Annotated in this window: 24 protein-coding genes; 17 read left to right on the plus strand and 7 right to left on the minus strand. The window is 72.9% G+C overall.

Translation table 11 applies throughout. The features are described 5' to 3' along the window. The first annotated feature begins 49 nt into the window (after positions 1-49). Both ACLQ2W_RS24975 and ACLQ2W_RS24980 read left to right on the plus strand, forming a co-directional pair. Positions 50-1,033, plus strand: coding sequence for a hypothetical protein (locus ACLQ2W_RS24975; protein ID WP_425789132.1), 984 nt, complete (start codon positions 50-52; stop codon positions 1,031-1,033). Then, positions 1,030-2,028 carry a hypothetical protein gene (locus ACLQ2W_RS24980; protein WP_425789134.1) on the plus strand — a complete coding sequence of 333 codons (999 nt, stop codon included), beginning with the start codon at positions 1,030-1,032 and terminating at the stop codon, positions 2,026-2,028. Before ACLQ2W_RS24975 ends, ACLQ2W_RS24980 begins: the two co-directional genes overlap by 4 nt. 58 nt (positions 2,029-2,086) lie before the next feature. Here ACLQ2W_RS24980 and ACLQ2W_RS24985 read toward each other — a convergent pair whose 3' ends face one another. From ACLQ2W_RS24985 to ACLQ2W_RS24995, 3 genes are all read right to left on the minus strand, one after another. Beyond that, positions 2,087-2,563 carry a DUF6114 domain-containing protein gene (locus ACLQ2W_RS24985; protein WP_425789136.1) on the minus strand — a complete coding sequence of 159 codons (477 nt, stop codon included), beginning with the start codon at positions 2,561-2,563 and terminating at the stop codon, positions 2,087-2,089. Positions 2,564-2,565: 2 nt separating this feature from the next. After that, entirely contained in the window at positions 2,566-3,195 is a 630-nt protein-coding gene (locus tag ACLQ2W_RS24990) for a DUF6230 family protein (protein WP_107156882.1), read from the minus strand. A gap of 176 nt (positions 3,196-3,371) precedes the next feature. Then, positions 3,372-4,115: a TetR/AcrR family transcriptional regulator gene (locus ACLQ2W_RS24995; RefSeq protein ID WP_396771888.1), complete on the minus strand. Its 744-nt coding sequence runs from the start codon at positions 4,113-4,115 to the stop codon at positions 3,372-3,374. 180 nt (positions 4,116-4,295) lie between these two features. On the opposite strand from ACLQ2W_RS24995, the gene ACLQ2W_RS25000 reads away from it, so the two are divergent. The 3 genes from ACLQ2W_RS25000 (at position 4,296) to ACLQ2W_RS25010 (ending at position 7,949) form a co-directional block, all read left to right on the plus strand. Beyond that, positions 4,296-4,982 (plus strand): Tat pathway signal sequence domain protein, encoded by a 687-nt coding sequence (locus tag ACLQ2W_RS25000; protein ID WP_425789138.1) that lies wholly within the window; start codon positions 4,296-4,298, stop codon positions 4,980-4,982. A 181-nt stretch (positions 4,983-5,163) separates the two neighbouring features. Further along, the gene (locus ACLQ2W_RS25005) at positions 5,164-6,462 is read left to right on the plus strand and encodes an aspartate aminotransferase family protein (protein ID WP_425789140.1); all 1,299 of its coding nucleotides are present in this window, start codon (positions 5,164-5,166) and stop codon (positions 6,460-6,462) included. Continuing rightward, positions 6,459-7,949, plus strand: coding sequence for a CoA-acylating methylmalonate-semialdehyde dehydrogenase (locus tag ACLQ2W_RS25010; RefSeq protein ID WP_425789142.1), 1,491 nt, complete (start codon positions 6,459-6,461; stop codon positions 7,947-7,949). Before ACLQ2W_RS25005 ends, ACLQ2W_RS25010 begins: the two co-directional genes overlap by 4 nt. Here ACLQ2W_RS25010 and ACLQ2W_RS25015 read toward each other — a convergent pair. After that, the gene (locus ACLQ2W_RS25015; RefSeq protein ID WP_425789144.1) at positions 7,921-9,318 is read right to left on the minus strand and encodes an acyltransferase family protein; all 1,398 of its coding nucleotides are present in this window, start codon (positions 9,316-9,318) and stop codon (positions 7,921-7,923) included. The two genes, ACLQ2W_RS25010 and ACLQ2W_RS25015, sit on opposite strands and share 29 nt — an antisense overlap. Positions 9,319-9,530: 212 nt before the next feature. Between ACLQ2W_RS25015 and ngcE (ACLQ2W_RS25020) the strand changes: the two genes are divergently transcribed. The 4 genes from ngcE (ACLQ2W_RS25020) (at position 9,531) to ACLQ2W_RS25035 (ending at position 13,221) form a co-directional block, all read left to right on the plus strand. Then, on the plus strand, positions 9,531-10,880 hold the full coding sequence (ngcE, locus tag ACLQ2W_RS25020; protein WP_425789502.1) for an N-acetylglucosamine/diacetylchitobiose ABC transporter substrate-binding protein: 1,350 nt from the start codon (positions 9,531-9,533) through the stop codon (positions 10,878-10,880). A 7-nt stretch (positions 10,881-10,887) separates the two neighbouring features. Further along, positions 10,888-11,799, plus strand: a complete 912-nt coding sequence (locus tag ACLQ2W_RS25025) for a carbohydrate ABC transporter permease (RefSeq protein ID WP_425789146.1) — start codon at positions 10,888-10,890, stop codon at positions 11,797-11,799. 98 nt (positions 11,800-11,897) lie between these two features. After that, positions 11,898-12,671 carry a carbohydrate ABC transporter permease gene (locus tag ACLQ2W_RS25030; RefSeq protein WP_199199721.1) on the plus strand — a complete coding sequence of 258 codons (774 nt, stop codon included), beginning with the start codon at positions 11,898-11,900 and terminating at the stop codon, positions 12,669-12,671. 25 nt (positions 12,672-12,696) lie between these two features. Continuing rightward, positions 12,697-13,221: a hypothetical protein gene (locus tag ACLQ2W_RS25035; RefSeq protein WP_425789148.1), complete on the plus strand. Its 525-nt coding sequence runs from the start codon at positions 12,697-12,699 to the stop codon at positions 13,219-13,221. Between the two features lie 386 nt (positions 13,222-13,607). Here ACLQ2W_RS25035 and ACLQ2W_RS25040 read toward each other — a convergent pair whose 3' ends face one another. Then, positions 13,608-14,597, minus strand: coding sequence for an N-acetylglucosamine kinase (locus ACLQ2W_RS25040; RefSeq protein WP_425789150.1), 990 nt, complete (start codon positions 14,595-14,597; stop codon positions 13,608-13,610). Positions 14,598-14,755: 158 nt separating this feature from the next. On the opposite strand from ACLQ2W_RS25040, the gene ACLQ2W_RS25045 reads away from it, so the two are divergent. From ACLQ2W_RS25045 to ACLQ2W_RS25080, 8 genes are all read left to right on the plus strand, one after another. Further along, positions 14,756-15,703, plus strand: a complete 948-nt coding sequence (locus ACLQ2W_RS25045) for a MurR/RpiR family transcriptional regulator (RefSeq protein ID WP_281938786.1) — start codon at positions 14,756-14,758, stop codon at positions 15,701-15,703. Further along, positions 15,700-16,449 carry a sugar isomerase domain-containing protein gene (locus ACLQ2W_RS25050; RefSeq protein ID WP_405090291.1) on the plus strand — a complete coding sequence of 250 codons (750 nt, stop codon included), beginning with the start codon at positions 15,700-15,702 and terminating at the stop codon, positions 16,447-16,449. The genes ACLQ2W_RS25045 and ACLQ2W_RS25050 overlap by 4 nt, the downstream gene beginning before the upstream one ends. A 25-nt stretch (positions 16,450-16,474) precedes the next feature. Further along, positions 16,475-17,884: an N-acetylglucosamine/diacetylchitobiose ABC transporter substrate-binding protein gene (ngcE, locus tag ACLQ2W_RS25055; protein WP_405090290.1), complete on the plus strand. Its 1,410-nt coding sequence runs from the start codon at positions 16,475-16,477 to the stop codon at positions 17,882-17,884. Positions 17,885-17,907: 23 nt separating this feature from the next. After that, on the plus strand, positions 17,908-18,849 hold the full coding sequence (locus tag ACLQ2W_RS25060) for a carbohydrate ABC transporter permease (RefSeq protein ID WP_425789153.1): 942 nt from the start codon (positions 17,908-17,910) through the stop codon (positions 18,847-18,849). Between the two features lie 13 nt (positions 18,850-18,862). Continuing rightward, positions 18,863-19,819 (plus strand): carbohydrate ABC transporter permease, encoded by a 957-nt coding sequence (locus ACLQ2W_RS25065; RefSeq protein ID WP_425789155.1) that lies wholly within the window; start codon positions 18,863-18,865, stop codon positions 19,817-19,819. 107 nt (positions 19,820-19,926) lie between these two features. Continuing rightward, positions 19,927-21,627 carry a bifunctional 3'-5' exonuclease/DNA polymerase gene (locus tag ACLQ2W_RS25070; protein ID WP_425789157.1) on the plus strand — a complete coding sequence of 567 codons (1,701 nt, stop codon included), beginning with the start codon at positions 19,927-19,929 and terminating at the stop codon, positions 21,625-21,627. A gap of 143 nt (positions 21,628-21,770) precedes the next feature. Further along, positions 21,771-22,364 (plus strand): nucleotidyltransferase family protein, encoded by a 594-nt coding sequence (locus ACLQ2W_RS25075; RefSeq protein WP_107156896.1) that lies wholly within the window; start codon positions 21,771-21,773, stop codon positions 22,362-22,364. Positions 22,365-22,507: 143 nt separating this feature from the next. Continuing rightward, positions 22,508-23,230 (plus strand): VOC family protein, encoded by a 723-nt coding sequence (locus ACLQ2W_RS25080; protein ID WP_425789505.1) that lies wholly within the window; start codon positions 22,508-22,510, stop codon positions 23,228-23,230. A 185-nt stretch (positions 23,231-23,415) separates the two neighbouring features. Here the strand turns inward: ACLQ2W_RS25080 and ACLQ2W_RS25085 are convergent, their stop codons facing one another. Together ACLQ2W_RS25085 and ACLQ2W_RS25090 are read right to left on the minus strand one after the other, a co-directional pair. Further along, the gene (locus tag ACLQ2W_RS25085) at positions 23,416-24,225 is read right to left on the minus strand and encodes a metal-dependent hydrolase (protein ID WP_281938795.1); all 810 of its coding nucleotides are present in this window, start codon (positions 24,223-24,225) and stop codon (positions 23,416-23,418) included. 79 nt (positions 24,226-24,304) lie between these two features. Continuing rightward, positions 24,305-26,911, minus strand: coding sequence for a protein kinase domain-containing protein (locus ACLQ2W_RS25090; RefSeq protein WP_425789160.1), 2,607 nt, complete (start codon positions 26,909-26,911; stop codon positions 24,305-24,307). Positions 26,912-26,934 lie beyond the last annotated feature (23 nt).

A 26,934-nucleotide genomic window follows, 5' to 3' on the forward strand; every position in this document is an offset into this window, starting at 1 on the left:
CGGTCGCGACTTCTCGGCCCGTCTGCGACGAGTTCCGCGAAGGAGAAACATGGTCAGTTTCGACGCTGTCGCCCTTCCGACTTGCGAGCCGAATTTCCGTCAGCAGGCGACGACCGAGCAGATTCTCGCCTGGATCTCGTCGCCGCCGATGCGGGCGCTGGTCGAGGAGTACGGCGACGCCCTGCCGTCGGCCGACGTGGGCGAGCTGCTGGAGTGGCTGGACGCGTTCTCCGACCGGCACTGGGACTTCCGCAAGCGGGGCAACGTCGAGCGCGACCAGGTGACCGCGCCGACGTTCGAGCCGGCCCGGGCGGCGCTCGTGCTCGCCGCGGCGACCGCCCTGCGTCTCGTCGAGCCGGTCGACCCGCCCCGCGCGGCGTACGACCACCTGCTCGTCCTGGGTGGTCTCGGGCGGGCCTGCCTGCAACGCACCGAGTACGCTGCCCGGCTGGTCCGCGACGGTGTCGTCTCCGTCGGCGAGGTGGCGGCGCTGGGCAGCTTCCGACCGCTCACCGAGCCGGAGACCACGCTGCCCGGCCTGGCCGACGGTCGGTTCGAGATGGACGCGATGGACGTCGGCGCGCGCCACGCGTTCGGGCTCACCGAGCCGGCGCGCGACGAGTCCTCCGAGGGGGCCGTGACGCACCGGTCCTGGCGGGTGCGCACCTACCGCCCCGCCGGCGGTCCGCCGGTGCAGGTGCTCGCCGCGCCGTCCAGCGAGCCCGAGCTGCGTCGCGCCAACACCCCCGACACGTACGACTTCTGGGCCCGGCGCTCCCGCCTCCGCCCGTCGGACCGGATCCTCGTCGTCACCTCGCCGATCTACGTGCCGTTCCAGCACAGCGACGCGATCCGCATGCTGGCGGCGCGCTACGGCTGCGGGATCGACACGGTCGGGTTCGATCCGGCGCGGGCCACCGTGCCGCTCGCGCCGGACGCCACCAACCCCGACCGCTACCTCCAGGAGATCCGGTCCGGGATCCTGTCGATGCAGCGGTTGCACCGGGCGCTGGCCGGGAGTCTGGCCGCGTGACGGCGACGGTCTTCGGCGCGGTGCCGTTGCCCACCACCGGGCCGCCGGCGGGCCGGGTGGACGGGGCCGGCGTCGGCTCCGGTCCACCGGACCGGGCCGGGATCGCCGAGGGGATCGCCTCCTGGGTGGACTCACCGGCCATGGCCGCGCTGCTGGCCGAGTTCGGTGGTGGACCGCGGCCGGTCGGTCCGCTCGGCGACCGGCTGGACGCGCTGGAGGAGTTCTCTGCCCGGTGGGACCACCGCAAGGGGCGGCTGGAGCGGCACCAGGTGGTGGGGGAGAGCTTCGCCGCCGACACCGACGCGCGCATCCGGTCGGCGGCGAGGTCGTTGGGTCTGGCCGGCCGGGTGACGCCGCGGCACCGGTCGTTCGACCACGTCCTGGTGCTCGGTGGTGGCGTCCGCACCATGATGGCCCGCGCACATCTGGCCGCCACGATCCTGCGTCGGGGGGTCCGCGCCGGTTCGGTCGCGGGGCTGGGCAGCCTGCGGCCGATTCCGGAGCAGAACGTGGTCGCCGCCGGGCTCGGGCTGGGCGCTGTCGCGACCGAGGGCGACGCGGTCGACGAGGCGCTGCGGCACGCTTTCGGCGCGGCGCCCGCCACCGAGCGGCGCTCCGGCACGACCGGGGCCGGCCAGCCCTGGTGGGTCCGGTCCCACCGGGACGTGGACCCGCCGGTGCACGTGTTGGCCGCACCGTCGACCCGGCCGGGGGAGCGGGCCAACACGGCGGACACCTTGGTCGGCTGGGCGGAGTTGGTGCGGCCGGCGTCGGTCGGCGCGCGGCTGCTGGTGGTCACGACCGACATCTTCGTGCCGTTCCAGCACTGTGACGCGGTCCGGCTGCTGGGCCTGCGGTACGGCTGCGCGGTGGAGACGGTGGGCTTCGACAGCGGCGACGATCCCTGGGTGCCGCCGCCGGCGACCTCCGCGATCCTTCAGGAGGTCCGGTCCGCCATCCGGTCCATGCGGGTGTTGTACCAGGCGGTCGCCTGAGCGTGCCCGGTGCCGCCTCGCCCGGCCCGTCCCGGTCGGGTCGGGCGAGGCGGCGCGGTCAGCCCCGGTCCAGCGGGATGACCTCCGTCGGGTCGTCCGCCGGCTCCCGCGGCGCGGGTGGTGGCGGCGCGGCGACCGGCGGGGCGCTCCCGGCCCGCTGTTTGTCCGGCGTCCAGGCGAACGCGAGCGCGCCGCCGACCAGCGCCAGCAGCATGCCGATGACGAACCCGCCGAGGTTCGAGGTGAGCCAGGAGACCAGCCCGAGCAGCAGCGACAGCAGCGCGTAGAAGACGCGTTGCTGCGGGGTGGCGATCAGCAGCGCCCCGCAGAGCACGAGGATCGCCGGGACCAGGTAGGCGGCCAGTCCCTGCGGCCCGACGTGCAGCAGCACCCCGAGCGGCGCGCGCAGCGTCACCAGCATCTCGATGCCGCCGAGCGCGATGAGCAGGCCGGCGGTGAACGGGCGGGCCCGCCGCCAGCGGCGCCAGCGCCCGCCGGGGCGGGTGGCCGGCGCCGCGTGCTGTCCGACGGACATCGTCAGCACCCGTCGGAGCTGAAGCCCATGTGCAGGTTGGGCAGCGTGAAGACCGCGGCGGTGGTGGCGTAGTTGTTCTGCCGCAGGTTGGTGATGGTCACCGAGTCGGCCTGCTGGGCGAAGACGCCGGGGTTGCCCTTCACGCCGGGGACCTGGTCGACGGTGCTGGCGTCCTGCCCGACGTTGATGTTGCGGAACGAGGCGTTGCCGGCGACCTCGTCGCCGTCGACGACGAGCGTGCGGGCGCTGACCGGCTTGCCGGAGCCGCCCGCGGTGATCCGCAGGTTGATTCCGCCCAGGCTGATGCTCTGGCAGAGGTTGGTCAGTTCGGCCTTGTCGATGGCCGACACGATCACCACCACCTGGCCGCCGGTGTCGCCCTGGTTGGGGCTGTCCGGGATCATCTGGTCGAGCGTGGCGAACTGCTCGAAGCCGGTGCCTTCGAGTTTGTCGGCGGTGACGGTGAACGGCATGCCGGAGATGGCGAACTGCGCGCCGAGCACGCCCTGCGCGGTCAGCACGACCATGCCGGCGGCGCCGGCCGCGACGGCGCCGAGCGTGACGGCGAAGCGGCGCCAGCGTACGCCGCTGCTCGGCTGGCCGGGCTCGATCGGTGCGGTCTGCTCCGACATGGCGGCTTCCTTTCGAGATCAATTCATGTGCGACGATGTGAATTGGCTTCGCAGGATTTCGCGCCAGGGGCGCAGGCCGAAGTTACCGCTGGGTAAAGTGGCGGTCAACAGAGAGTTCGCCGGCATGTGCCAAATGCGGCCAAAGTGAAAAACCGCAGCGGTTTCTCACCGGATCGTCAGTCGGCCGCGCACGGCGCGGTCGTGCTCGGGCCGTCGTCCGGGCCGGCGCGCCGGGTGGCGCGGCGCGCGCCCTCGGGGCCGAGGAACGGCGCGGTGGCCGCGTACGTGAGCACCGGCAGCAGCAGCGGCAGCTCCTCGGCCCGCCCCTGCGCCACCCGGGCGCGGATGGTGGCGTGGATGCCGCCGACCACGGTGGACACCAGCACGTCCCGGTCCACCCCGGCGACCGCCGGCCCCGGCCCGGCGTCGGCGAAGAACCGGCGGAAGCTGTGCAGCAGCGCGTCGCGTTCCCGGCGGGCGTCCGGGCCGGCGGCGTCCACCTCGACCAGCGCCATCCGCGCGAAGGCGGGCACGCTGGCCAGCACGTCGAGCAGGGTGCGCAGCGCGGCCCGGGCGGCGTCCGGCCAGGCCGGCCCGGCGTCGGCGTAGGCGGTCTCCATGAGCTGCGAGACCACCGCGATGCCGTGCCGGTAGGTGGCGAGGAACGCGTCCTGCTTGCCGCTGAACAGGGCGTAGAAGGCCGGCCGGGTGACGCCTGCGGCATGGCAGATGTCGGTGACCCGGGCGTTGTCGTACCCCCGGGTGGCGACCTCGCGGACCAGCCCGTCGAAGAGGCGGTCGCGCTGGGTCGCGGCCACCTCCTCGGCCGGTACCCGCCGGGGCCCGCGCTTAATGGCGCGGTCCGGATCGCGGCCGTGCCGGGCGCCCGGCAGCGGTGCCGGCGGGGGCGGGCTCTGCATGGTCAAGATATCGGCCTTCCTTGATGCGTTGACTTTACGACCCTCTGAGGTTTATAACTTTCGACACGCTCAGTTCACAACCCGTCACCATTGGTGATCACCACGGAAGGGCCCGAACGGCCGTCATTATCGCCGTCCGGCTCCACCACCACCCCCGTCCCACCGCCGGAAGGAACCACCATGCCCAGGTACGGACGCATCGGCGCGGGCCTCGCCGCCCTGGCGCTGCTGACCGGTCTGGTCGGCGCCACCCCCGCCACCGCCGCCCCCTCCACCTCGCTGGCCAGCGCCGTGCTGACCTACCCCACCGCGGCCGGCACCGCCGTGTCGGTCAACGACGTCATCCAGGCCAGCCTGAAGACCGGCACCAGCGCGACCTTCTACTCCTCGGCCAGCGGCACCACCGGCGTCAAGTGCGCCGCGTCCACGTTCAGCGCCAAGGTGCTGAGCAACCCGACCGCTCCCGGCACCGCCACCGAGAGCCTCACCGCGCAGTCGTTCACGAGCTGCACCAGCAACATCATCGGCACCACCGGCGTGCAGAGCGTGACCGTCAACAACCTGCCGTACACCACGTCGGTCACCAGCGGCGGCGTGGTCACCATCTCCGGCACCACGACCGCGCCGATCCAGAGCACCGTGGTGCTGAACTCGCTGCTCGGCCCGATCACCTGCGTCTACCGGACCAGCACCAACAAGCTGACCGGCGTGGCGGCCAACGCCACCAACTCGATCGCGTTCACCAACCAGACCCTGACCAAGTTCTCCGGCACGTCGCTCTGCTTCAGCACCGCGTACTTCACCGCGACGTACTCGCCGGTGCGCGACACCAGCAAGACCGGCAGCCCGGCGGTCTTCGTCAACTGACCGCCCGGCCCACGGGCCGGTGCGCGGCGGTTCGCCGTGCACCGGCCCCCCGCCGTGCGCCGACCCGATCGGGTACGTGGTGTCAGGTGGGCGGGGTCGCCGCGCGACACAGTGACAGTTGTCCCGGCCCCGGCGCGGTGGCAGCGTGCGGGAACCAGACCGCCGCTGAAGGGTGCGCCCGATGACCGACGACCTGCTGGCCCGGCACCGGGCCGTGCTCCCGTCCTGGATGCCGCTCTACTACGCCGAACCACTCGAACTGGTCGCCGGCTCCGGCCGCCGGGTGACCGACTCGGCCGGCCGCAGCTACCTGGACTTCTTCGGCGGCGTGCTGACCAACATGATCGGCTACGACATCCCGGAGATCCGCGAGGCGGTGGAGCGGCAACTGCGCACCGGCCTGGTGCACAGCTCCACGCTCTACCTGATCCGGCAGCAGGTCGACCTGGCCGAGAAGATCGCCCGGCTCTCCGGCATCCCGGACGCCCGCGTCTTCTTCACCAACTCCGGCACCGAGGCGAACGAGGCGGCGCTGCTGGTCGCCACCAACCACCGCCGCTCGCACCAGATCCTCGCGGTGCGCAACAGCTATCACGGCCGGTCGTACGCGACCATGGGCATCACCGGCAACCGCGGCTGGACGGCCAGCGCGCTCAACCCGTTGCAGGTGGCCTGGCTGCACTCCGGCGAGCGGCTGCGCGGCCTGCTGGCCCGGCTCGACGCCGCCGACCGGGTGGACGCCGCGGTCGAGGACCTGCGCGAGGTGCTCGCCACCCAGACCGCCGGCGACGTGGCCTGCCTGATCGCCGAGCCGATCCAGGGCGTCGGCGGCTTCACCTACGCCCCGGACGGGCTGTTCGCGGCCTGGAAGAAGGTGCTCGACGAGCACGGCATCCTGCTGGTCAGCGACGAGGTGCAGACCGGCTGGGGGCGCACCGGCGAGCACTTCTGGGGCTACCAGGCGCACGGCGTCACGCCGGACCTGCTCACCTTCGCCAAGGGCATCGGCAACGGCTTCGCGCTGGCCGGCGTGGTGGGTCGGGCCGAGGTGCTGGAGACGGTGCCGGCGATCAGCTTCTCCACGTTCGGCGGCAACCCGGTCTCCACCGCCGCCGGCAACGCGGTGCTCGACTACCTGCTCGACCACGACCTCCAGGCCAACGCCGCCCGGGTCGGCGCGATCCTCGCCGACGGCCTGCGGGCCGCCACCGACGGCCTGGACCGGGTCGCCGAGGTCCGCGGCAAGGGCCTCATGCTGGCCGTCGAGTTCGTCCGCCCCGGCACCGTCGAGCCGGACCCGGAGCTGACCACCCGGGTCTTCGAGGCGTGCCGGGCCGGCGGTCTGCTGGTCGGCAAGGGCGGCCTCTACGGCAACGTGGTGCGGATGGGTCCGCCGCTGACGCTGACCGAGGACGAGGCCCGCGAGGGCCTGGCCGTCCTGGTCGACGCCATCCGCTCGTCCGTCGAGGAGGCGGCATGACCGTCCTCGGGCACTACGTCGACGGCAAGCGGACCACCGGGGACTCCGAGCGGCGCGGGGACGTCTTCGACCCGGCCACCGGCCGGCGTACCGCTCGGGTGGCGCTCGCCGGGACCGCCGACGTGGCCGGCGCGGTGCAGGCCGCCGAGCGCGCGGCCCGCGGCTGGCGGGACGCCTCCCTGGCCCGGCGCACGGCGGTGCTGTTCGCCGTCCGGGAGCTGGTGCACGCCCGCCGGGACCGGCTCGCCGAGGCGATCACCGCCGAGCACGGCAAGGTGCTCGCGGACGCCGCCGGCGAGGTGCAGCGCGGCCTGGAGGTGATCGAGTACGCCTGCGGCATCGCCCCGGCGCTGCGCGGCGGGTTCAGCGAGAACGTCTCCACCGAGGTCGACTCGTACAGCCTGCGGCAGCCGCTGGGCGTGGTCGCGGTGATCTCCCCGTTCAACTTCCCGGTGATGGTGCCGCTCTGGTTCGTGCCGGTGGCGATCGCCTGCGGCAACGCGGTGGTGCTCAAGCCCAGCGAGAAGGACCCGAGCGCGGCGCTGCTGCTGGCCGAGTGGTTCACCGAGGCGGGCCTGCCCGACGGGGTGTTCAACGTGGTCAACGGCGACAAGGAGGCGGTCGACGCGCTGCTCGACCACCCCGGCGTCCGGGCCGTGTCGTTCGTCGGCTCCACCCCCGTGGCCCGGTACGTGCACCAGCGCGGCGCGCTGGCCGGCAAGCGGGTGCAGGCGCTGGGCGGGGCGAAGAACCACATGGTGGTGCTCCCCGACGCCGACCTGGACCTGGCCGCCGACGCCGCGGTCAACGCCGGGTTCGGCTCGGCGGGGGAGCGGTGCATGGCGATCTCCGCGCTGGTCGCGGTGGAGCCGGTGGCCGACGCGCTGGTGGCCCGCATCGCCGCGCGGATGGGCCGGCTGCGCACCGGGGACGGCCGACGCGGCTGCGACATGGGGCCGCTTGTCACCGCCGCGCACGCGGAGCGGGTCCGCAGCTACGTGGAGTCCGGGATCGCGGCCGGCGCGGTGCCGGTGGTGGACGGGCGGGACGTCACCCCGGACGGCGACCCCGGCGGCTTCTGGCTCGGCCCGACGCTGTTCGACCATGTCACGCCGGAGATGTCGATCTACACCGACGAGATCTTCGGCCCGGTGCTGAGCGTGCTGCGGGTCGACTCGTACGACGAGGCGGTGGAACTGGTCAACGCCAGCCCGTACGGCAACGGCACCGCGATCTTCACCAACGACGGCGGCGCGGCCCGGCGCTACCAGCACGAGGTGGAGGCCGGCATGGTCGGCATCAACGTGCCGATCCCGGTGCCGATGGCGTACTACTCCTTCGGCGGCTGGAAGGCGTCGCTCTTCGGCGACCTGCACGCGCACGGCGCCGACGGGGTGGCGTTCTTCACCCGGGGCAAGGTGGTCACCAGCCGCTGGCTCGACCCGCGCCACGGCGGGGTCAACCTCGGCTTCCCCACCCAGACCTGAGCAGCCGCAGCAGACCCGCCCCGGCCAGGTACGCGACCACCGCCGGGACGGGCAGGCCGAGCGGCTCCGGCGCGGCCTTCGGCGCGAGGCTGTTCAGCAGCAGTCCGGCGACCAGCCCGGCGTACCCGAGGACGGCGAGCGTGGTGCGCCGTCGCCGGCCGCCGTCGCCGGCCGGCCCGGTCGGGGGTGGGCGGCGGGTACGGGCCTCGACCGGGCCGAAGACGGCGACCAGCGCGGCCAGCACCACGGTCAGGGCGAGCAGCCACGGCACCCGCCAGCCCCACCAGGCCGCCGAGCCGACCGGGGGAGTGGGCAGCACGCCGAGCGCGTCCAGCAGGCCGATCAGCAGGATCGCGGCGGTCAGGTGCCACAGGAAGACGGTGAGCACCACCGCGTTGACCGCGATCACCGCCTGCCACGGGCCGGGCCGCCGCAGCCAACGGCCGGCCGGGCGGCGCAGCAACAGGATCAGCCCGAGCTGGGCGGTGGCGGCGGCGAGCAGCGCCAGACTCGGCGGCGCGGCGTTGTCCAGCCGTTCGCCGGGCACGTGCAGCATCGCCACCGGGTACGGCCCGACGACTGTCAGCAGCACCAGCGCGGTCAACCCGACCGCCAGCAGCGTGCCGCCGGCCCGGCGGCCCAGTGGCAGCCGGCGACGGCGCGGACCGGCCCGTTCGGCGGCGACACCCGGGTGGGGGTCGGCGGGGTGGGCCGCCGACCGGCTCGCGTCGAACCAGGCGAAACCGAGTTGGTGCACGGCCAGCCAGGCGAACAGGTAGTTGCCGTCGGCCAGGACCGCCGGGCCGAGGAGCCGACCGAGGTCGCCGAGCGCGACGAGCGCGACAAGCACCACCGGCACGGCCAGCCCGAACCGGCGGTGCAACGCGGTCATCGGCGGGGTCAGCGCCACCACCACGAAGTAGGCGACCAGGAACCAGAGCGGGATGGTGGCGAACCAGACCACGGTCCGGACCTGCGCCGGGTCGGCGCCGCGCGCCGAGGCGACCGCCGCGCCGGTGGCCAGCACCAGCAGCAGCGTGGTGGTCGGCCGGACCAGCCGGGCGCTGCGGTCCACCAGCCAGCCGGTCGCGGTCCCGCCCCGGCCCCGGCGGGCGGCCAGCGAGGCGGCGTTGGCGTAGCCGCCGACCAGGAAGAACACCGGCATCACCTGGGCCAGCCAGGTCAGCGGCCAGGCCCAGGGCAGGTCGGCGAGCGCCGAGTGGCCGGCCGGGCGGCCGTGGTCGTACCCGATCGCGGTCACGCCCCAGTGGCCGAGCACGACCATCGTGATGGCCAGCGCCCGGAGCAGGTCGACGTAGCGCTCCCGCCCCGGCGGCGTGCGCTCGGCGAGCTGCCGCAGGCGGCGCATGGACCCAGGCTATGCCAGTCGGCTCCGGCCGGGACGGATAACGGATCGGCCATGAGGTCTTGTGGTCCGCGCCGCGTCGGCGTAGAAATTCTTCAACGAAAATGTGCCCTGTGAAGAGAAGCGACGGAATCACCGAGGAGATGCGATGAAACAGGCGTGAGATCCTCCGGCGCAGTGCCGCCGCCGGTCTGCTGGCCACCCCCGCCGCCGGTCTGCTCGCCGGCTGCGCCACCTCCGGTGGCGACGACAAGGGTAACGGCGACACGTACCAGGGCACCAAGAGCGAGCAGAACCCGCTCGGCGTCAAGGAGGACGCGCCGCTCGAAGTGGTGATCTTCAACGGCGGCTTCGGCGAGGAGTACGCCAAGGCCCACGAGGCCATGTACCGGGAGAAGTACCCGAAGGCGGAGATCAAGCACTCGGCCACCCAGGAGATCAGCAAGACGCTCCAGCCGCGCTTCGTCGACGGCAGCCCGCCGGACGTGGTCAACAACTCCGGCGCCGGCCAGATCGACTTCAACGGCCTGGTCTCGCAGAACGCGCTGGCCGACCTCGGTGAGCTGCTCGCCGCGCCCAGCCTCGACACGCCCGGCAAGACGGTCAAGGACACGCTGCTGCCCGGCACCGTCGAGGTCGGCTCCTACGACGGCCGGTTCCTGGTGCTCAACTACACCTACACGGTGTACGGCATCTGGCACTCGACCAAGCTCTTCGCCGACCGCGGCTGGACCTACGCCAAGACCTGGGACGAGCACATCGCGCTCTGCCGGCAGATCAAGGCCGCCGGCATCGCCCCCTGGACGTACGCCGGCCTGCACCCGCGCTACATGAGCTGGCCGGTGATCTCCACCGCGATCAAGGTGGGCGGCCCGTCGGTCGCGCTGGCCATCGACAACCTGGAGCCCAACGCCTGGAAGTCGGACGCCATGAAGACCGCCGCCGACGCCTGGTACCAGATCGTCAAGGACAAGTTCATCCTGGCCGGCTCCCCGGGCCTGGACCACAAGCAGTCGCAGACCGCCTGGTGCCAGGGCAAGGCCGCGTTCATCTCCTGCGGGTCCTGGCTGGAGAGCGAGCAGAAGGACGTCACCCCGGCCGGCTTCAACATGACGGTCGCGCCGACGCCGAGCCTGGGCAGCGGCGACAAGCTGCCGTTCGAGGCGATCCGGGGCACCGCGGGCGAGCCGTTCATGGTGCCGGCGAAGGCGAAGAACGTAGCCGGCGGCCTGGAGTACTTCCGGACCATGCTGTCGCGCAGGGGCGCCCAGGACTTCACGAGGAAGGTCGCCAGCCTGCCCGTGGTCGCCGGCGCCACCGACGGCGTCGAGTTGCCGTTCGGGCTGGCCACCGTGGTCAAGGCGCTGGACGCGTCCGGCGCCAACGGGTTCAACTGGGTCTACAACAACTACTACCGCAAGCTGGAGCGCAACCTGGTCGACGCGGCCTGCGGCGAGTTCTTCAGCGGCCGGATCTCCCCGGCGGAGTTCCTCGACCAGTGCCAGCGGGGCGCCGACTCGATCGCGCAGGACAGCTCCGTCAAGAAGTACAAGCGGGCCGCGTGACGGTCGGATGCGCCACGGTCGATACCCACTGATCCTCAGCTTCCTGCTGCCACCGCTGGCGGTCTACGGCATCTTCGTGCTCTCGCCGTACCTCCAGGCGTTCCAGATCTCCACCACCGACTGGCTGGGCTACTCCGCGCAGGCCGACCAGGTCGGCCTGGCGAACTTCCGCACGCTGCTGCACGACGGGTACGTCTGGAACGCGTTGCGGAACAACGCGATCCTGCTCGCGGTGGTGCCGGTGGTGACCATCGCGCTGGGTCTCTTCTTCGCGAGCATGCTCACCATGGGCGGGCGCAAGGGCCGCGCCGGGGTGACCGGGGTACGCGGCACCGCGCTCTACCGGCTGGTCTACTTCTTCCCGCAGGTGCTCTCCGTGGTGATCATCGCGTTGCTGTGGAAGGAGATCTACAGCCCGACCAGCGGCCTGCTCAACGGCGCCCTGCGCGCGATCGGGCTGGCCGAGCCGCCGGCCTGGCTGGGCGATCCGCGGTTCGCGTTCTGGTGCGTGCTGGCCGTGATGGTGTGGAGCAACGTCGGGTTCTACGTGGTGCTGTTCGGCGCCGCCATGCAGGCCATCCCGCGCGACATCTACGAGGCGGTGCTGCTCGACGGCGCGTCCCGCGCCACCATGCTGCGGAAGATCACCATCCCGCTGCTCTGGGACACCATCCAGGTGGCCTGGATCTACCTGGCCATCGCCGCGCTCGACGGTTTCATCCTGGTGCAGCTCATGACCAACGGCGGGCCGAACTTCTCCTCCGACGTGATCGGCCTGCGGATGTACGACACCTCGTTCGGCAGCGAGAACAAGTTCGGGTACGCCTCCGCGATCGGCGTGGCCATGTTCTTCCTGACCCTCTCGGTGGCGGTGCTGGCGCTGCGCACCGCCCGGCGTGATCGGATCGAGTACTCGTGAGCACCGTACGGGCCGGGGTGCCGGCCGACCGTCCGCCGCGCCGCGAGACGGGCGTGGCCAACGTCTTCTCGCACGGCTTCCTGCTGCTCTGGGCCGCGATGACCATCCTGCCGCTGGCCTGGATGCTGCTCAGCTCGTTGAAGAGCAACGGCGAGATCATCGCCGACCCGTGGGGCCTGCCGGAGGCGCTGCGGTTCGACAACTGGGCGCGCGCCTGGACCACCGCCCACATCGGCCGGTTCTTCCTGAACAGCCTGGTGGTGGTGGCCGGCTCGCTGAGCCTGACCATGCTGCTCGGTGCCACCGCCGCGTACGTCTTCGCCAGGTACGAGTTCCGTGGCCGCCAGGTGGTGTACTACCTGTTCGTCGGCGGCATGATGTTCCCGGTGTTCCTGGCCCTGGTGCCGCTCTTCTTCGTGGTGCGCAGCGTCGGCCTGCTCGGCACCTGGCCGGGGCTGATCCTGGTCTACACGGCGTACTCGCTGCCGTTCACGGTGTTCTTCCTGACCGCCTTCTTCCGGACGCTGCCGACCTCGGTGGCGGAGGCCGCGATGATCGACGGATGTGGCCACTTCCGGCTCTTCTTTCGGGTGATGCTGCCCATGGCGCGACCGGGACTGATCAGTGTCGGCATCTTCAACTTCCTCAGTCACTGGAACCAGTTCCTGCTGCCCCAGGTGCTCATCCCCGGTGACGGGCCGAACCGGATGCTCGCCCAGGGCCTGAGTTCGCTGGCGGTCAGCCAGGGTTACGCCGGCGACTACGCCCAGCTCTTCGCCGGGCTCACCATCGCGGTGCTGCCGGTGCTGGTGGTCTACGTGGCGTTCCAGCGGCAGATCCAGGCCGGCCTGACCGCCGGGCAGCTCAAGTGAGGTGGTTGCCACAGGCAACGGGACAGTGTTTCTCATCTACACGCTGTTGTTGCTGCTCGGTGGCATCGCGATGGTCGCCGTCGGCGTCGCCATCAAGGAGCAGGGGACCGGGTCGCGCGTCCTCAACGTGATCGTCGGCCTGGCCTTCTTCGCGTACGGCTTCTACCTGCTGTTCCTCTTCGACGGCGGCAGCTACCGGATCTTCTTCTACGTCTTCATCCTGCCGATCCTGCTGATCGTGCGCGCGGTGAAGGCCCGCCGGGAGGCTCGCGAGCAGGCCGCCGCGCACCAGTTCGCCGGCGCGCCGCAGCCCGGCATGTTTCCCCCTGCTGCCCCCGGTCAGCCGGCGCCGTACGGCATGGCGCCGCAGAGCCACCCGGGCCAGCCGGGCCAGTCGGGCCAGTCGGGCCAGCCGGCGCCGCAGCCCCAGTACGGGCAGCCCGCCCCCCAGGGCTGGCAGTCGGCCCAGCCGGGGAATGCGGCCCAGCCGGGCCAGCCGATGGCGCAGCACCCGGGCCAGCCGGGACCGTCCGGTGGTCCGAACGGCTGACCACGTTTGCCCAGGGCCGGTCGACCTCGTGTCGTCCGGCCCTTCGCTTGCCCGGCGACACAGTCACTTGTCCGATTCTGATCGCTGCGGACCGGTCCACTGCGTCGCCCGCGCCCCACGCCGCGTCGGCGCACCTCCCCGGTGGCGTCGGCCGGCGTGGGACGGTGAGCCCCGAGAGCGGTACGAAGTGCCTACGAACTTGAGTACAGGGATGGGTCATCGCGCCGACCCACCTATGCGTTCAAGTTCGTAGGCACTTCGACCGGAAGTGCGGCCGGAGGCGGTTGCTTGCCGTTACCCCGCCGGTATGAGTGACGTCGTGACCGGAACCGGAGCCCGTCGCCCGTCGCCCGTCGCCCGTCGGCTTCAGGGCATGGGAGCGGCGGTCAGGTCGGGGGTGGGACGAGCCGGGCGTGCAGTGCCGCCGGGTCGGTGACCTCGGGCAGGTCCCGGGCGGCGAGCCAGGCCGCGGCGGCGGCGCCGTCCCCGGCGGAGTGCAGCGGGGCGGCCGGCCAGCGGCGGGCCAGTTCGGCGCGGACGACGGTGGCCAGCGGGGTGTCGCCGGTGAGCAGGCCGCCGCCGAGCACCACCGGGTCGGTCGCGTCGGTGGGACGGATCCGGGAGACGCTCTCGGCCAGCAGCGCGGCGGCCTCGGCGATGATCGCCCTGGCGGCCTGCTCGCCCTGGCGGGCGGCGGTGACGACGAGTGGCGCGAGTCGGGCCAGGTCCACCGGCGGTCGTCGGGTGACCGCCTGCACCACGGCCCCGGCGGTCTCCCGGGGGCGGGCGGCCACCTCGGTCGAGCCGGTCAGTTCCGCCAGCACGCGGCGGGCCAGTTCCCCCGGCGCCTCGGCCCGGTCCAGGTCGGTCAGGAGCCGGCGGACCGCCTCCCGGCCCAGCCAGAACCCGGAACCCGCGTCGCCGAGCAGCCAACCGTGGCCGTCGGCGACGCGGTCCAGGCGGAGCGCGTGCACCTGGGCGGCGATCGCGCCGGTGCCGGCGATCAGCACGGTGCCGTCCGGGGCGGCCGTGCCGGAGGCGTACGCGACCAGGGCGTCGCCGTGCACCGTGTACGGGCAGCGCAGCCCCGCCTCGGCCCACGCCCGGTCGAAGGCGGCGCGTCCCTCGGGATCGGCGCGGAGGCGGCCGGCGCCGGCGAGGCCGATCACGCCGGCGCGTACCCGGGTCGGGTCGACCTCGGCGAGCGCCGCGCGGAGGGCGGCGAGCAACTCGGCGGCGGCCCGGTCGGCGCCGTGGCTGGTCGGGTTGCCGCCCCCGGCCCGGCCGGTGCCCAGGCGTGCGCCGTCGAGGCTCACGGCGGTGGCGCGGGTGGACGTGCCTCCCACATCGAGGCCGACCACGACGGTGTCCGACATGGTCCTCATGCTGTCCGGCCAGGCCCTCCGCGCGCAAGATCGCGGTCGCGCGGCAGGTAACAGTTTGAAAACTTCGCCCACGCTCTTGACACGGAGGGGCCGTCAGTAAGAACTTTTACCACTAACAGTTAACACTCTTTTCCGAAAGGCTTTCGCCGATGGTCGAGCACGAGGTCGAGACTTCCGCGGCAACCGCGGTGGTCGATGCCGCGCCGGCCGACCGGCGGAGCGTCGACGGGGTGCTGGCCCGGGTCCGGGCCGGCGCGGGGGAGCTGACCGGGGCGCTGCGCCGGGTGGCCGAGCACGTGCTCAGCGACCCGGAGGCGGCGGCCCGGGCCACCATCGTCGAGCTGGCCGAGCGGAGCGGCACGTCACCGGCGACCATCACCCGGTTTTGCCGGGCGATGGGCTTCGAGGGCTACGCCGACCTGCGGCTCGGCATCGCCGCCGAGACCGGCCGGGCCCGCTCGGCGGGCTGGACCGTCGACATCGGCCGGGAGATCCAGCCCGGCGACCCGCTGTCCCGGGTGCTCGACCAGATCATGGCCGCCGACACGCGGGCCATGCACGACACCGCCGCGCTGCTCGACCTGCACGAGGTGGAGCGGGCGGCGATGGCCATCGCCGGGGCGAACCGGGTGAACATCTTCGGCGCCAGCGGCAGCGCGCTGGTCGGCGAGGAGATGCAGTTCAGCCTGCACCGCATCGGGGTGGCCGCCTGGGCCTGGAGCGACGTGCACGAGGGGCTGGCCAGCGCCGCGCTGCTGGGCGTCGGCGACGTCGCGCTCGGCATCTCGCACACCGGCCAGACCCGGGAGACCATCGAGCTGCTCGCCGAGGCGGGCAGTCGCGGGGCCACCACCGTCGCGCTGACCGGCTTCCCGCGCTCCCCGTTGGCCGAGCTGGCCGACATCGTCCTGGTCACCGCCAGCCAGGCCACCACGTTCCGGCCGGATGCGCTCTCCGCCCGGCATCCGCAGCTCGTCGTGCTCGACCTGCTCTACATCGCGGTGGCGCAGCGCACCCACGACCGCGCCCACGCGGCCTTCCGGCGTACCGCCCAGGCCGTCGACGGGCACAAGGCCGCCAAGGGGGCCCACTCATGATCAGTGCCCAGCGGTACGCGGACGCCGTCCGACCGGTCCTCGACCGGCTGGTGGACAGCCAGGCGGACGCGGTGGACCGGGCGGCGGACCTGATCGCCGGCGGACTGCGTGCCGGCGGCGTCCTCCAGGCGTTCGGCGCCGGCCACTCGGAGGCGTTCGCCGCCGAGCTGGTGGCCCGCGCCGGTGGCCTGGTCCCCAGCAACCGACTCTCCCTGCACGACCTCGTGCTGCACGGCGACGCGCCCCGCGACGTGCTCGCCGACCCCAAGCTGGAACGCGACCCGACGGTGGCGCACCGGCTGTTCGGGTTGGCGGCGCCGCAGCCCGAGGACGTCTTCGTGGTCGCCTCGCAGTCCGGCATCAACGGCTCGGTGGTCGAGCTGGCGACGCTGGTCAAGCGCGGTGGCCACCCGTTGATCGCGGTCACCTCGGTCGAGCACACCGCCCGGGTCGCCTCTCGGCACCCCTCCGGGCACCGGCTCGCCGACCTCGCCGACGTCGTGCTGGACAACGGCGCGCCGTACGGCGACGCACTGCTGCCGCTCGAGGGCGGCGGCGCGGTCTGTGCGGTCTCCTCGGTCACCGCGGCGCTGTTGGCGCAGCTGCTGACCGCGGAGGTCGTACGACGGTTCCACCAGGCCGGAGAGGTACCCCCTGTCTACCTCTCCGCCAACGTCCCCGGTGGGGACGAGCACAACCTCGCCCTCGAGTCGCGGTACGCCGGGCGCCTCCGGCGAACCGCCTGACCCGACACCACAAGGAGAGACAAAGATGTCGGTTATCCCCGAGAAGTCTGACCTGAGCCGTCGGACGCTGCTCCAGCGCGCCGGCGCGGCCGGTCTGCTGGCCATCCCGGCGGCCGGTCTGCTCAGCGCCTGCGCCGGCAGCGAGCCGAGCAAGTCCGACGGCGGCGGCGCGGCCAAGAGCAAGGACAACCCGTTCGGCGTCAAGGACGGCAGCGCGGTCAAGGTGGTCGTCTTCAACGGCGGGCTGGGCGACCAGTGGGCCAAGGAGGACAAGGTCGTCTTCAACGCCAAGCACCCGAACGTCACGGTCAACATGTCTTCCACCCAGAAGATCAAGACCGAAGAGCAGCCCAAGATGGCGACCCAGCCGAGCGACCTGGTGATGAACTCGGGCGCCGACATGATGGACCGCAGCACGCTGATCAACGAGGGCGCCATCGAGCCGCTCGACGACCTGCTCACGGCGCCCGCCTGGGACGGCGAGGGCACGGTCGGCGACTCGCTGCTGCCGGGCACCGTCGGCGACGGCACCCAGAACGGCAAGTTCTACGTGGTGAACGTCGCCTACACGGTCTGGGGCAACTGGTACAACGCGGCGCTGTTCAAGAAGGAGGGCTGGACGGCGCCGACGACCTGGGACGAGTTCTTCGCCCTGGCGCCGAAGATCAAGGCCAAGGGCATGGCGCCGTACGTGCACGACGCGGCGCACGGCTACTACCCGCGCTGGGCCCTGTTCGCCAGCATCTGGAAGGCGGTCGGCAAGCAGGCCGTCGTCGACATCGACAACCTGAAGGACGGCGCCTGGAAGGCCGACGGGATCGTCGCCGCGCTGGAGCCGTGGGAGAAGCTGGTCAAGGACAAGCTGCTGCTGCCGGGCAAGCTCGACCACACCCAGTCGCAGCAGGCGTTCCTCGACGGCAAGGCGGCGTTCATCCAGGTCGGCACCTGGCTGAAGAACGAGATGGCGGCGACCATCCCGCCCGGCTTCGAGCTGACCATGTCGGACTACTGGAGCAAGCCCGGCGACAAGGCCGCCAAGGACGTCTTCGCCGCCTCCGGCGAGGGCTTCGTGGTGCCCAGCAAGGCGCCGAACAAGGAAGCCGCGAAGGAGTTCCTGCGGGCCATCCTGTCCAAGGCCGGTTCGGCGAAGTTCGCCGAGCTGACCAAGTCGCTGGCCTCCACCAAGGGCTCCGGTGACAACGTCCAGGACACGGCGCTGGCCAGCGCCAACAGCCTGGTCAAGGGCGGCAGCGGCGAGCTGATCTCGGTGAAGTTCCCGGACTTCTACGCCGACCTGGACAAGGAGAGCCAGAACCTCTCCGAGGAGCTGATGGCCGGCCGGCTCACCGCGGCGCAGTTCGTCGACAAGATGCAGGCGGCCGCCGACAAGGTCGCCAAGGACTCGTCGATCAAGAAGCAGACCCGCACCGCCTGACGCTGTTCGAGGAAGTGAGTCCAATGCGGCACGGAGTCGCGCGTTTCGTCACGGGCTTCCTGGCCCTGCCCGTCGCGCTGTACCTGTTCTACGTGGTGTGGCCGTTCGCCCAGGCGGCGGGTTACTCGCTGACCGACTGGGGTGGGTACTCGGATTCCCAGCGCTTCGTCGGGCTGGACAACTACGTCCGGCTGTTCTCCGACGAGCTGATCCGGAAGGCGTTCTGGCACAACGTGTTCTTCCTGGTCACCGTGCCGCTGTTCACGATCGCGCTGGCCCTGTTCCTCGCGTTCCTGCTCAACGTGGGCGGACGCGAGGACAGGGCCGGCATCCGCGGGGTCTTCGGCTCCGCGCTCTACAAGGTGATCTTCTTCTTCCCGCAGGTGCTGTCGCTTGTGGTCATCGCCGTGATGTGGCAGCAGATCTACCGGACCGACGGGCAGGGCCTGATCAACGGCCTGCTGATCAAGATCGGGCTGGTGGACGCGGACAACCCGATCGCGTTCACCGCCGACCCGGAGCCGTTCCTCGGCGTGCCGGCGGTGCTGTGGTGGCTGCTGCTCATCGCGGTGTGGAGCGGCGCCGGCTTCTACATGGTGCTCTTCTCGGCCGCCATGCAGTCGATCCCGAAGGACATCTACGAGGCCGCGATCCTCGACGGCGCGGGCCGGTTCCACACGTTCTTCAAGGTGACGCTGCCGCTGCTGCGGGACAGCATCTCGGTCGCCTGGGTCTACCTGGGCTTCATCGCGCTGGACATGTACGCGCTGGTCTTCGTCATGACGCCGAGCCAGGGCGGACCGAACCACGCCAGCGAGATCTTCGCGTCGGTGATTCAGTTCAACGCGTTCCAGAAGGGCCAGTTCGGCTACGCCTGCGCGATCGCGGTGGCGCTCGCCATCTTCACCATCCTGCTGGCCGCACTCCAGCTACGTATCACCCGCCGTGAGCGGATCGAGTTCTAAGGAGGTTTGGACGATGAGCACGGTGACAGACACCTCCGGCCGGGCCCGACCCGACACGGAGCCGCCGTCCGGCCCTTCGGCGGGCCGGCGGACGCAGGGCGTCGGGAACGGCCTCGGCGGCCGCATCTTCAACGGCTTCTCCCACATCTTCCTCGCCGTCTGGGCGATCATGGTGGTCTACCCGCTGCTCTGGGTGGTGATGTCGGCGCTCAAGACCGACTCGGAGGTGATCCGCAAGCCGCTGTCGTTGATCCCCGCCGCGCTCCAGTGGGACAACTTCGCGCGGGCCTGGTCAGCCGGGATCGACAGCTTCTTCCTGAACACGCTGATCGTGCTCGTCTTCAGCGTGACCCTGACGATGTTGCTGGGCTCCATGGCGGCGTACACGCTGGCCCGCTACGAGTTCCGGGGCAATCGGCTGATCTACTGGATGTTCCTGTCGGGGCTGACGCTGCCGATCTACCTCGCCGCGGTGCCGCTGTTCAAGGGCGTCTACAACATGAACGTGGTGTTCCCGCTGCTGGGCCCGAACAAGTACCTCACGCTGATCCTGGTCTACGTGGCCTGGTCGCTCTCGTTCACGGTCTTCTTCATGCACTCGTTCTTCCGGACGCTGCCCGACTCGATCGCGGAGGCCGCGTCGGTGGACGGGGCCTCGCACACCCGCACGTTCTTCAGCGTGATGCTGCCGATGGCCAAGCCGGGCCTGATCAGCATCGGCATCTTCAACGTGCTGGGCCAGTGGAACCAGTGGTACCTGCCGACGCTGCTCATGCAGTCGGTGGCCGGTGAGCCGAAGCACCAGGTCATCGCGCAGGGGCTGATCGAGTTGTCGGTCAACCAGGGCTACAAGTCCGACTGGTCCGGATTGTTCGCCGGCGTGACCATGGCGATGCTGCCGGTGCTGATCGTGTACATCGTCTTCCAGCGCCAGGTGCAGTCCGGCCTCACCGCCGGCGTCGGCAAGTAGCCCCGCCCCACCCCACCCCGCACCCGCTGTGCCCGCAGATTCACGGAAAGAGTGGCCATTCCGCGTCGGATGGCCACTCTTTCCGTGAATCCGTGGGGAGGGTGTCGGTGGGGCGAGGCAGAATCGCGTTCGTGCGGGTGGTGGCGGTGGGGGCGGGGGAGCGGGGCGGCGGTGTGCTGCAACCGCTTGACGGTGACGGCCGTCCCGCCGGGGCGGTCGAGGAGGTGGCGGATCTCGCCGCCGCCGTCGGCGCCCGGGAGGCGGCCGAGCGGCCCCGCTGGGTGTGGGCCGGCGGGGCGGCGGTCTATCCGGCGCTGCTGCGCGCCGGCGTCCGGCTCGACCGCTGCCACGACGTCGAGCTGACCGAGACGTTGCTGCTCGGGCACGCCGGCCGCTGGGGCGAGCCGCGCGCGCTGCCCGCCGCCTGGGCCCGGCTGACCGGGGCGCCGGTCCCGCCGGACCCGACGCCCCGCCCGCCCGAGCCGCCCGGCCACGCCCAGGCCGCGCTCTTCGACCCGCCGTCCGGTCCGTCGGGCCCGGGCATCACGGCGTTGACCCGGGTGTACGCCGACCAGCTCGCCCGGATCGCCGCCACGACCCACCCCGGCCGGTTCCGGCTGCTGGTGGCCGCCGAGTCGGCCGGCGCGCTGATCGCCGTCGAGATGGGTGCGGCCGGCCTGCCCTGGCGTGCCGACGTGCACGACGCGATCCTGGCCGAGCTGCTCGGCGAGGCGTCCCCGGTCGGCGGGCCGCCCCGCCGGCTGGCCGAGCTCCGGGCCCGGATCGCCGCCGCGTTCGGCGTACGCCATCTGCACGCCGACTCGCCCGCGGAGCTGTTGCGGGCGTTCGCCCGCGCGGGGGTGGAGCTGCCGAACACCCGGGCCTGGGCGCTGCGCGGGGTGGAGCACCCGGCGGTGCCGCTGGTGCTGGAATACAAGGAGCTGTACCGCATCTGGACGGCGCACGGCTGGGCCTGGCGCGACGCCTGGGTCTCCGACGGCCGGTTCCACCCGGAGTACGTGCCCGGCGGCGTGGTCTCCGGCCGGTGGGCGACCCGCGGCGGCGGCGCGTTGCAGATCCCGAAGGTGATCCGGCGGGCCGTGGTGGCGGACCCGGGCTGGACGTTCGTGGTGGCCGACGCCGGCCAGCTCGAACCGCGGGTGCTCGCCGCGGTCTCCGGCGACGAGCGGCTGGCCGCCGCCGGTGGTGCCGGCGACCTGTACGCCGCGCTGGCCCGGGACGCGTTCGCCGGTGACCGGGCCCGGGCCAAGGTGGCGCTGCTCGGCGCCATGTACGGGCAGACCGGCGGCGCGGCGGTGCCGGCGCTGGCGGTGCTGCGGAAGAACTACCCGACCGCGTTCGGGTACGTCGAGGCCGCCGCCCGCACCGGTGAGGCGGGTGGGCTGGTCCGGTCGTGGCTCGGGCGCACCTGCCCACCGGGCGCGGTCGGCTTCGTCGACGGGGACGAGGCGACGCCGGACGGCGAGGTGGACCCGCACAACCCGTCCGCCCGTGCGGCCCGTTCCCGGGGGCGGTTCACCCGCAACTTCGTCATCCAGGCCACCGCCGCCGAGTGGGCGTCGACGTTGTTGGCCACGCTCCGCACGGAGCTGGCCGGCACCGCTGCCGAGCTGGTCTTCTTCCAGCACGACGAGGTGATGGTGCACTGCCCGGTCGCCGAGGCGGCGGCGGTCACCGAGGCGGTCTCCGCCGCCGGGGCGCGGGCCACCCGGCTGTTGTTCGGCGACACCCCGGTCCGGTTTCCGCTCGACCTGTCCACGGTGGACTGCTACGCCGACGCGGCATAGTCACACATTTTTCCGTTTTGCCCCGCTACCCGCTCGCCGCCGTGCTCGTTGGGCCCCATGTGCGTACGACGGGACGGACCGGGCGCGGCTGTGCCCGGTCCGTCCCCCTGGTCGAGGGGGCACCGCTGAACCGGATCGCTGCAATGATCATCGCCGCGGGTGGGGGACGCCGCATCGGCGGTCCCGAGGCGTTGCTGCACCAGGGCGAGAAGCCGCTGGTCCGCCGGATGATCGACACGATGACCGACGCGGGCTGCGCGCAGGTCGTGGTCGTGCTGGGCGCGGCGGCCGAACAGGTGCGGCGGACCACCGACCTGACCGGCGCCACCGTCGTGGTCAACCGCGCCTGGGGCACCGGCGTGGGCTCCTCGATCCGGGCCGGGCTCGCCGCGCTGACCGACGACGGCATCGAGGCGGTCGTCGTGGTGCCGGTGGACATGCCCGGGCTCACCGAGGTGGCGGTCCGCCGGGTGACCGCGCTGCCGTACCCGGACGTGCTGGTCTGCGCCACCTACGACGGCCTGCGCGGCTACCCGATGCTGTTCGGCCGCCGGCACTGGCCCGGCATCGCGACGCTGGCCAGCGCCGACGTCGGCGCCCGGCCCTACCTGCTGGCGCACAAGGACCAGATCGTCGACATCGCCTGCGACGCGGTGGCCGACGGCAGCCGGATCGACAGCCCGGAGCTGATGGCGCTCTACGGCCTCTCCATCCCCGAGCAGCGCATCGGCGCCTGATCCGGGAGCCGTTCCAGCGGCCCTTCAGGGTGGCCAGCGCCCGCAGCCGGCTGCCGATATTCGGCTGTGGGTGGCGGCGTTCCTCCCTAGTCTGAGCCACCAGCCGGACCGGGCCGGACGGCGGATCGGAGATGAACAGCGCGATGACGAGCCACCTCTACGCGATCAGCGTCGACGCGGAGACGCCGCTACGGCTGGCGCGATTCTGGGCGGAGCTGCTCGGCCGGGAGGTGGTCGACGACCCGTACGAGGGGGTCGCGCTGCGGCCCGACGGCGACGCCGGCCTGCGCATCCGGTTCCGGCCGACCGGGACGCCGAAGGCCGGGCAGAACCGCATCCACCTCGACCTGACCAGCGCGTCGCCGGAGGCGCAGCGGGACACGGTGGCCCGGGCGATCGGGCTCGGCGGGCGGCACGTCGACATCGGCCAGGGCGGGGAGGAAGGGCACGTGGTGCTCGCCGACCGCGAGGGCAACGAGTTCTGCGTCATCGAGGCGGGCAACAGCTTCCTCGCCGGCTGCGGGTCCATCGGCGCGGTGAACTGCGACGGTACGCAGGCGGTGGGCTACTTCTGGAGCGCGGCGCTGGGCTGGCCGCTGGTCTGGGACCAGGATCAGGAGACCGCGATCCAGTCGCCGCGTGGCGGAGCGAAGGTCACCTGGAGCGGTCCGCCGCTGATGCCGAGGCACGGCCGGGACCGCGTACACCTGGATCTCGCGCCGCCGGCCGACGGCGAGCGGGAGGCGGAGATCGACCGGCTGCTCTCGCTCGGGGCGGCGCGGGTCGGCGCCGGCCGGCACACCGCCGACGACGTGGTGCTGGCCGATCCGGACGGCAACGAGTTCTGCCTGCTGACACCCCGCTGAGGCCGGCCGACGCGGAACACCTACGAACCTGATGGCGTGGACGGTTCAGGCCCGGCTCCCGCCGGCCGACGGTCCTGAGTCGTTTACGCCATCAGGTTTGCAGGCGGTCCGAGGCCAGGTCCAGAGGCGTCACCGCCGCGGTGATCGGCCCGGCCACGCCCCGTGCGCCGCGCTGCTGCCCGGCGTCAGACCTGGATGTCGAAGCGTTGCAGCACCGACGGGGCGACCAGGCCCAGCGCGGCGAGCACGGCCAGCACGGTCAACGCGCCCCGCAGCACGACCGTCTCGGCCTTGCTGCCGGTGCGCAGCGCGATCTTGTTGGGCAGCCCGATCATCGTCCACATCCGCCGTCTGATCGGGATGGGCCAGAGGATCGGCACCCCGGCCCGGGTGATCATGTCGCCCAGGATGTGCACGAAGCAGCCCACGCCCACCGCGAGGCCGATCATCGGATAGCCCCGGTCGCCGGGCAGGTTGGCGAACGTGAACCAGGCCGCGGCGGCGGACACCAGCGTGACCACCACCCAGCCGGCCCGCTCGGCCCACTCGTCGAAGAGCCCGCGCAACGCCAGGCCGATCATGAAGAACAGGATGCTGACCACCGCCCACTTGCCGTAGTGGGCGCAGAGCGCGGTGGTGCCCCACCCGACCAGCACGGTGAACGGCACGGTGTGGGTCAGCGTGCGGTGCCCGTTGTTGCGGCGCGGATCCTTGCTGAGTTTGGTGGCGTAGTAGACGCCGAGCGAGATCTTCTCCATCACCTCGGCGACGAAGAGGCTGAACACGCCGAACGTCCGGGCCACGGTGGCGCCGCCCTGGTTGCGGGTCACCTTGCCGGAGAGGTCGAGGTCGGGGAAGAGCGCCCCGCCCGCGCAGACCGCGGTGCCCACCGCCAGCGCCAGCGGCGTCTGGTGATAGTCGGCGAACTGGTCCAGCGCCCAGGAGCCGGTCAGCCACACCGCCGCGCCGGACAGCGCGTGGGACGGTCCCATCATCTCGGCTCGCCCTTCCCGAAGATCTTGATCGACGAACTACGCCACTGTAGTCAGTCGGTGCGACGGCGGGACGCCCCGGTCATCCCGCCGTGCGGGTGGGTCGGATCGGCCGGATGCTGTCCCGGATCAACGCGAACTGGTCCTCGGCGGCGGCCCAGTCGGAGTCCGAGGTGGTCAGGCCCAGCGTCCACCCGGCCTCCTCGCCGGGCAGCACCCGCAGCGCGTGCATGCGTTCCCCGTACGGCGCGTCCCAGCGGCACTCCCACTCCGCGCCGTCGCCGGCGGCGCCGAGCCGGACCCTGTCGTAGCGGGGGAGGCGGCCGGCGGAGGTGAGGTCCCGCTCGGCCGAGCGCAGCCGACCGACCGGATCACCACCCGGGTACGGCTCGACGCCCAGGATGCGCCGGGTGGCCGGGTCCTGGAAGCAGGTGGTGTCGCCGGAGCGGAGCTGGAGCCACCCGGCGGGCAGCGCGATGTGGAACCCGCCGGTGTCGGCGGGCCAGACCCAGCCGGCCGGTATGGTCACCGCCGGGTCGGCCGGCGGTGGGCCCTTCTGCACCGGCGTGCCGGCCACGTCGGGGCGGATGCAGGGGAACGGCGGGGGCGGCGGCCCGCCCGGACCGTGGCCGGGCGGGGGCGGTCGCTCCCAGGGCTGGCCGGACGGCGCGCCCTGGTCGTCACCGTCCGGCTGATGCCGGTGGTCACCGTCGACGGCGAGGGCGGTGCCGACGCCGGCCAGCACCGCCAGCAACGCGGCCCCCGCGGCGAGGAGCCAGCGCCGGGTGGCCGCCCGGCGTCGGTCGCCGTCGGCGGGGTCGTCCGGCGAGCCGATGCCACCGGTTCCGGGCCGGCCGGGCACGCCGGGCGTCAGGCCGCCGGAGGCGGTGCCGCTGTCGCCGACCACGCCTGACGGCGCGTTCCCTCGCGCGCGGTCGTCATGGAGCGCGCCACTGCCGGTCGGACGGCCGGCTGCCGGGTCGACCGGGCCGCCGGAGGTGACCGGGGGCGGGCTCGTCGTGGGAGCGCCGCCGAGCCCCGGCGCGTGCACCGGGCTGGCGTCGGCGCGGGCGGCCGGCCCCTCCGGGCCGGTGGGACTGCCCGGGTCCACGAAGCTGGTCAGGACCGTGGGCCCGAACCCGCCCACCGGCCGGTCGGGGGTGTCCCGGGCCCGGCCGCCGCTCTCCGGCTGCTCCGGCTCGCCCGAGCGGCGCTCCCGGTCGGGCCGCGACTCCGGCTCGCCGTCGGCCGGGCGCGCCCACTCGCTGCCCAGCGCCGCCCGGCTCCACGCCCGGGCCGCCGCGGCCGGCGGCATCAGGTCCGGGTAGGCCACGGTCGGCGGAACGGCGGGGTCCGCGTCGTCCGCAGCGGCAGCCGGGCCGGCAGGTGCTCGCCGAGCCGGGCCGTCGGCCGGGTCCGGGCGGCCCGGCGCTACGGCGTCCGGCTGCGCCCGCACCTCACCGGAGGTCGAGGGCGCCCCGGCCCGGCCGGTCGGACCCCTCGGTGGCGGCCCGACCCCACCGTCGGGCCGACCCGGGGACCGGGCCCCGTTGGCCGGCGGGACGGTCCGGGTGCTCCCGCTCGCCGGTGGGGCACCGCCGCCGGTTCCGCTCGCCGGCGGCTCGGCCGGGTCGGACCGGGGCACCGGCGGGACGCCGATGCTGGAGCCGCTCAGCGGTGGGACGGTGGGGGCGGGCCGGGGGACCGGCGGGACGCCGATGCGGGAGCCGGTCAGCGGCGGGACGGCCGGCCCGATCCCGGAGCCGTGCCCCGCTGCGGACCCGCGCCCCGCTCCGGACTTGCGGCGGTCGGACGGGACGGGCTGGTTGGGCACGGTCGGGGCGTCGATGGCCGGCCGGGGTGGGGCGTCGGTGACCGGCTCGGCGGCGTCGGCGAGCAGCCCGGCGACGTCGTCGTGGCCGAGCCGGTGGCGCGGGTCGCGGCGCAGCAGCCCGACCAGCACCGGCATCAGCGGGCCGGCGTGCGGGGCCGGGTCCGGGGGCTGGCTGGCCAGCGCCGCCAGCGTCGCCATCGCGGTGCTGCGGGCGTACGGGGACCGGCCCTCCACGGCGGCGTGCAACGTGGCGCCGAGTGACCACAGGTCGGCCTCGATGCTGGACACGCCCTCGGCGGCGCGCTCCGGCGCGACGTACTGCGGGGAGCCGAGCACCAGCCCAGGACGGGTCATGGCGCCGTCCCCGCCCTCGAACACGGCCAGCCCGAAGTCGGTGAGCAGCACCCGGCCGTCCCGGGCCAGCAGCACGTTGGCGGGTTTCACGTCGCGGTGCAGCACACCGGCCTCGTGCGCGGCGCGCAGTGCGGCGTGCACCGCCATCCCGATCGCGGCGGCCCGCCGGGGCGGCAGCCGGCCGTCGGCCTCGATCAGCTCCTGCAAGGACCGGGACGGGACGTACTCCATGATCAGCCATGGGTCGCCCTGGACCCGCACCACGTCGTAGACCCGGACCACGTTGGGGTGGTTGAGCCGCGCGGCCGTGCGCGCCTCGCGCAGCGTCCGGGCGCGCAGCTCGTCCCGCTCGTGCTCGGCCAGCCAGTTCGGTGGGACGACCTGCTTCACCGCGACCTCGCGCTGGAGCTCCTCGTCCCGGGCGCGCCAGACCTGGCCCATCCCACCGCGGCCGACCAGCTCGATCAGGCGGTATCGTCCGGCGATCACCACGTCCCGCACCGCACTCCTCACCGCTGGTCGTG

The sequence above is a fragment of the Micromonospora sp. DT227 genome (assembly GCF_049841835.1).
Lineage (GTDB): Bacteria > Actinomycetota > Actinomycetes > Mycobacteriales > Micromonosporaceae > Micromonospora.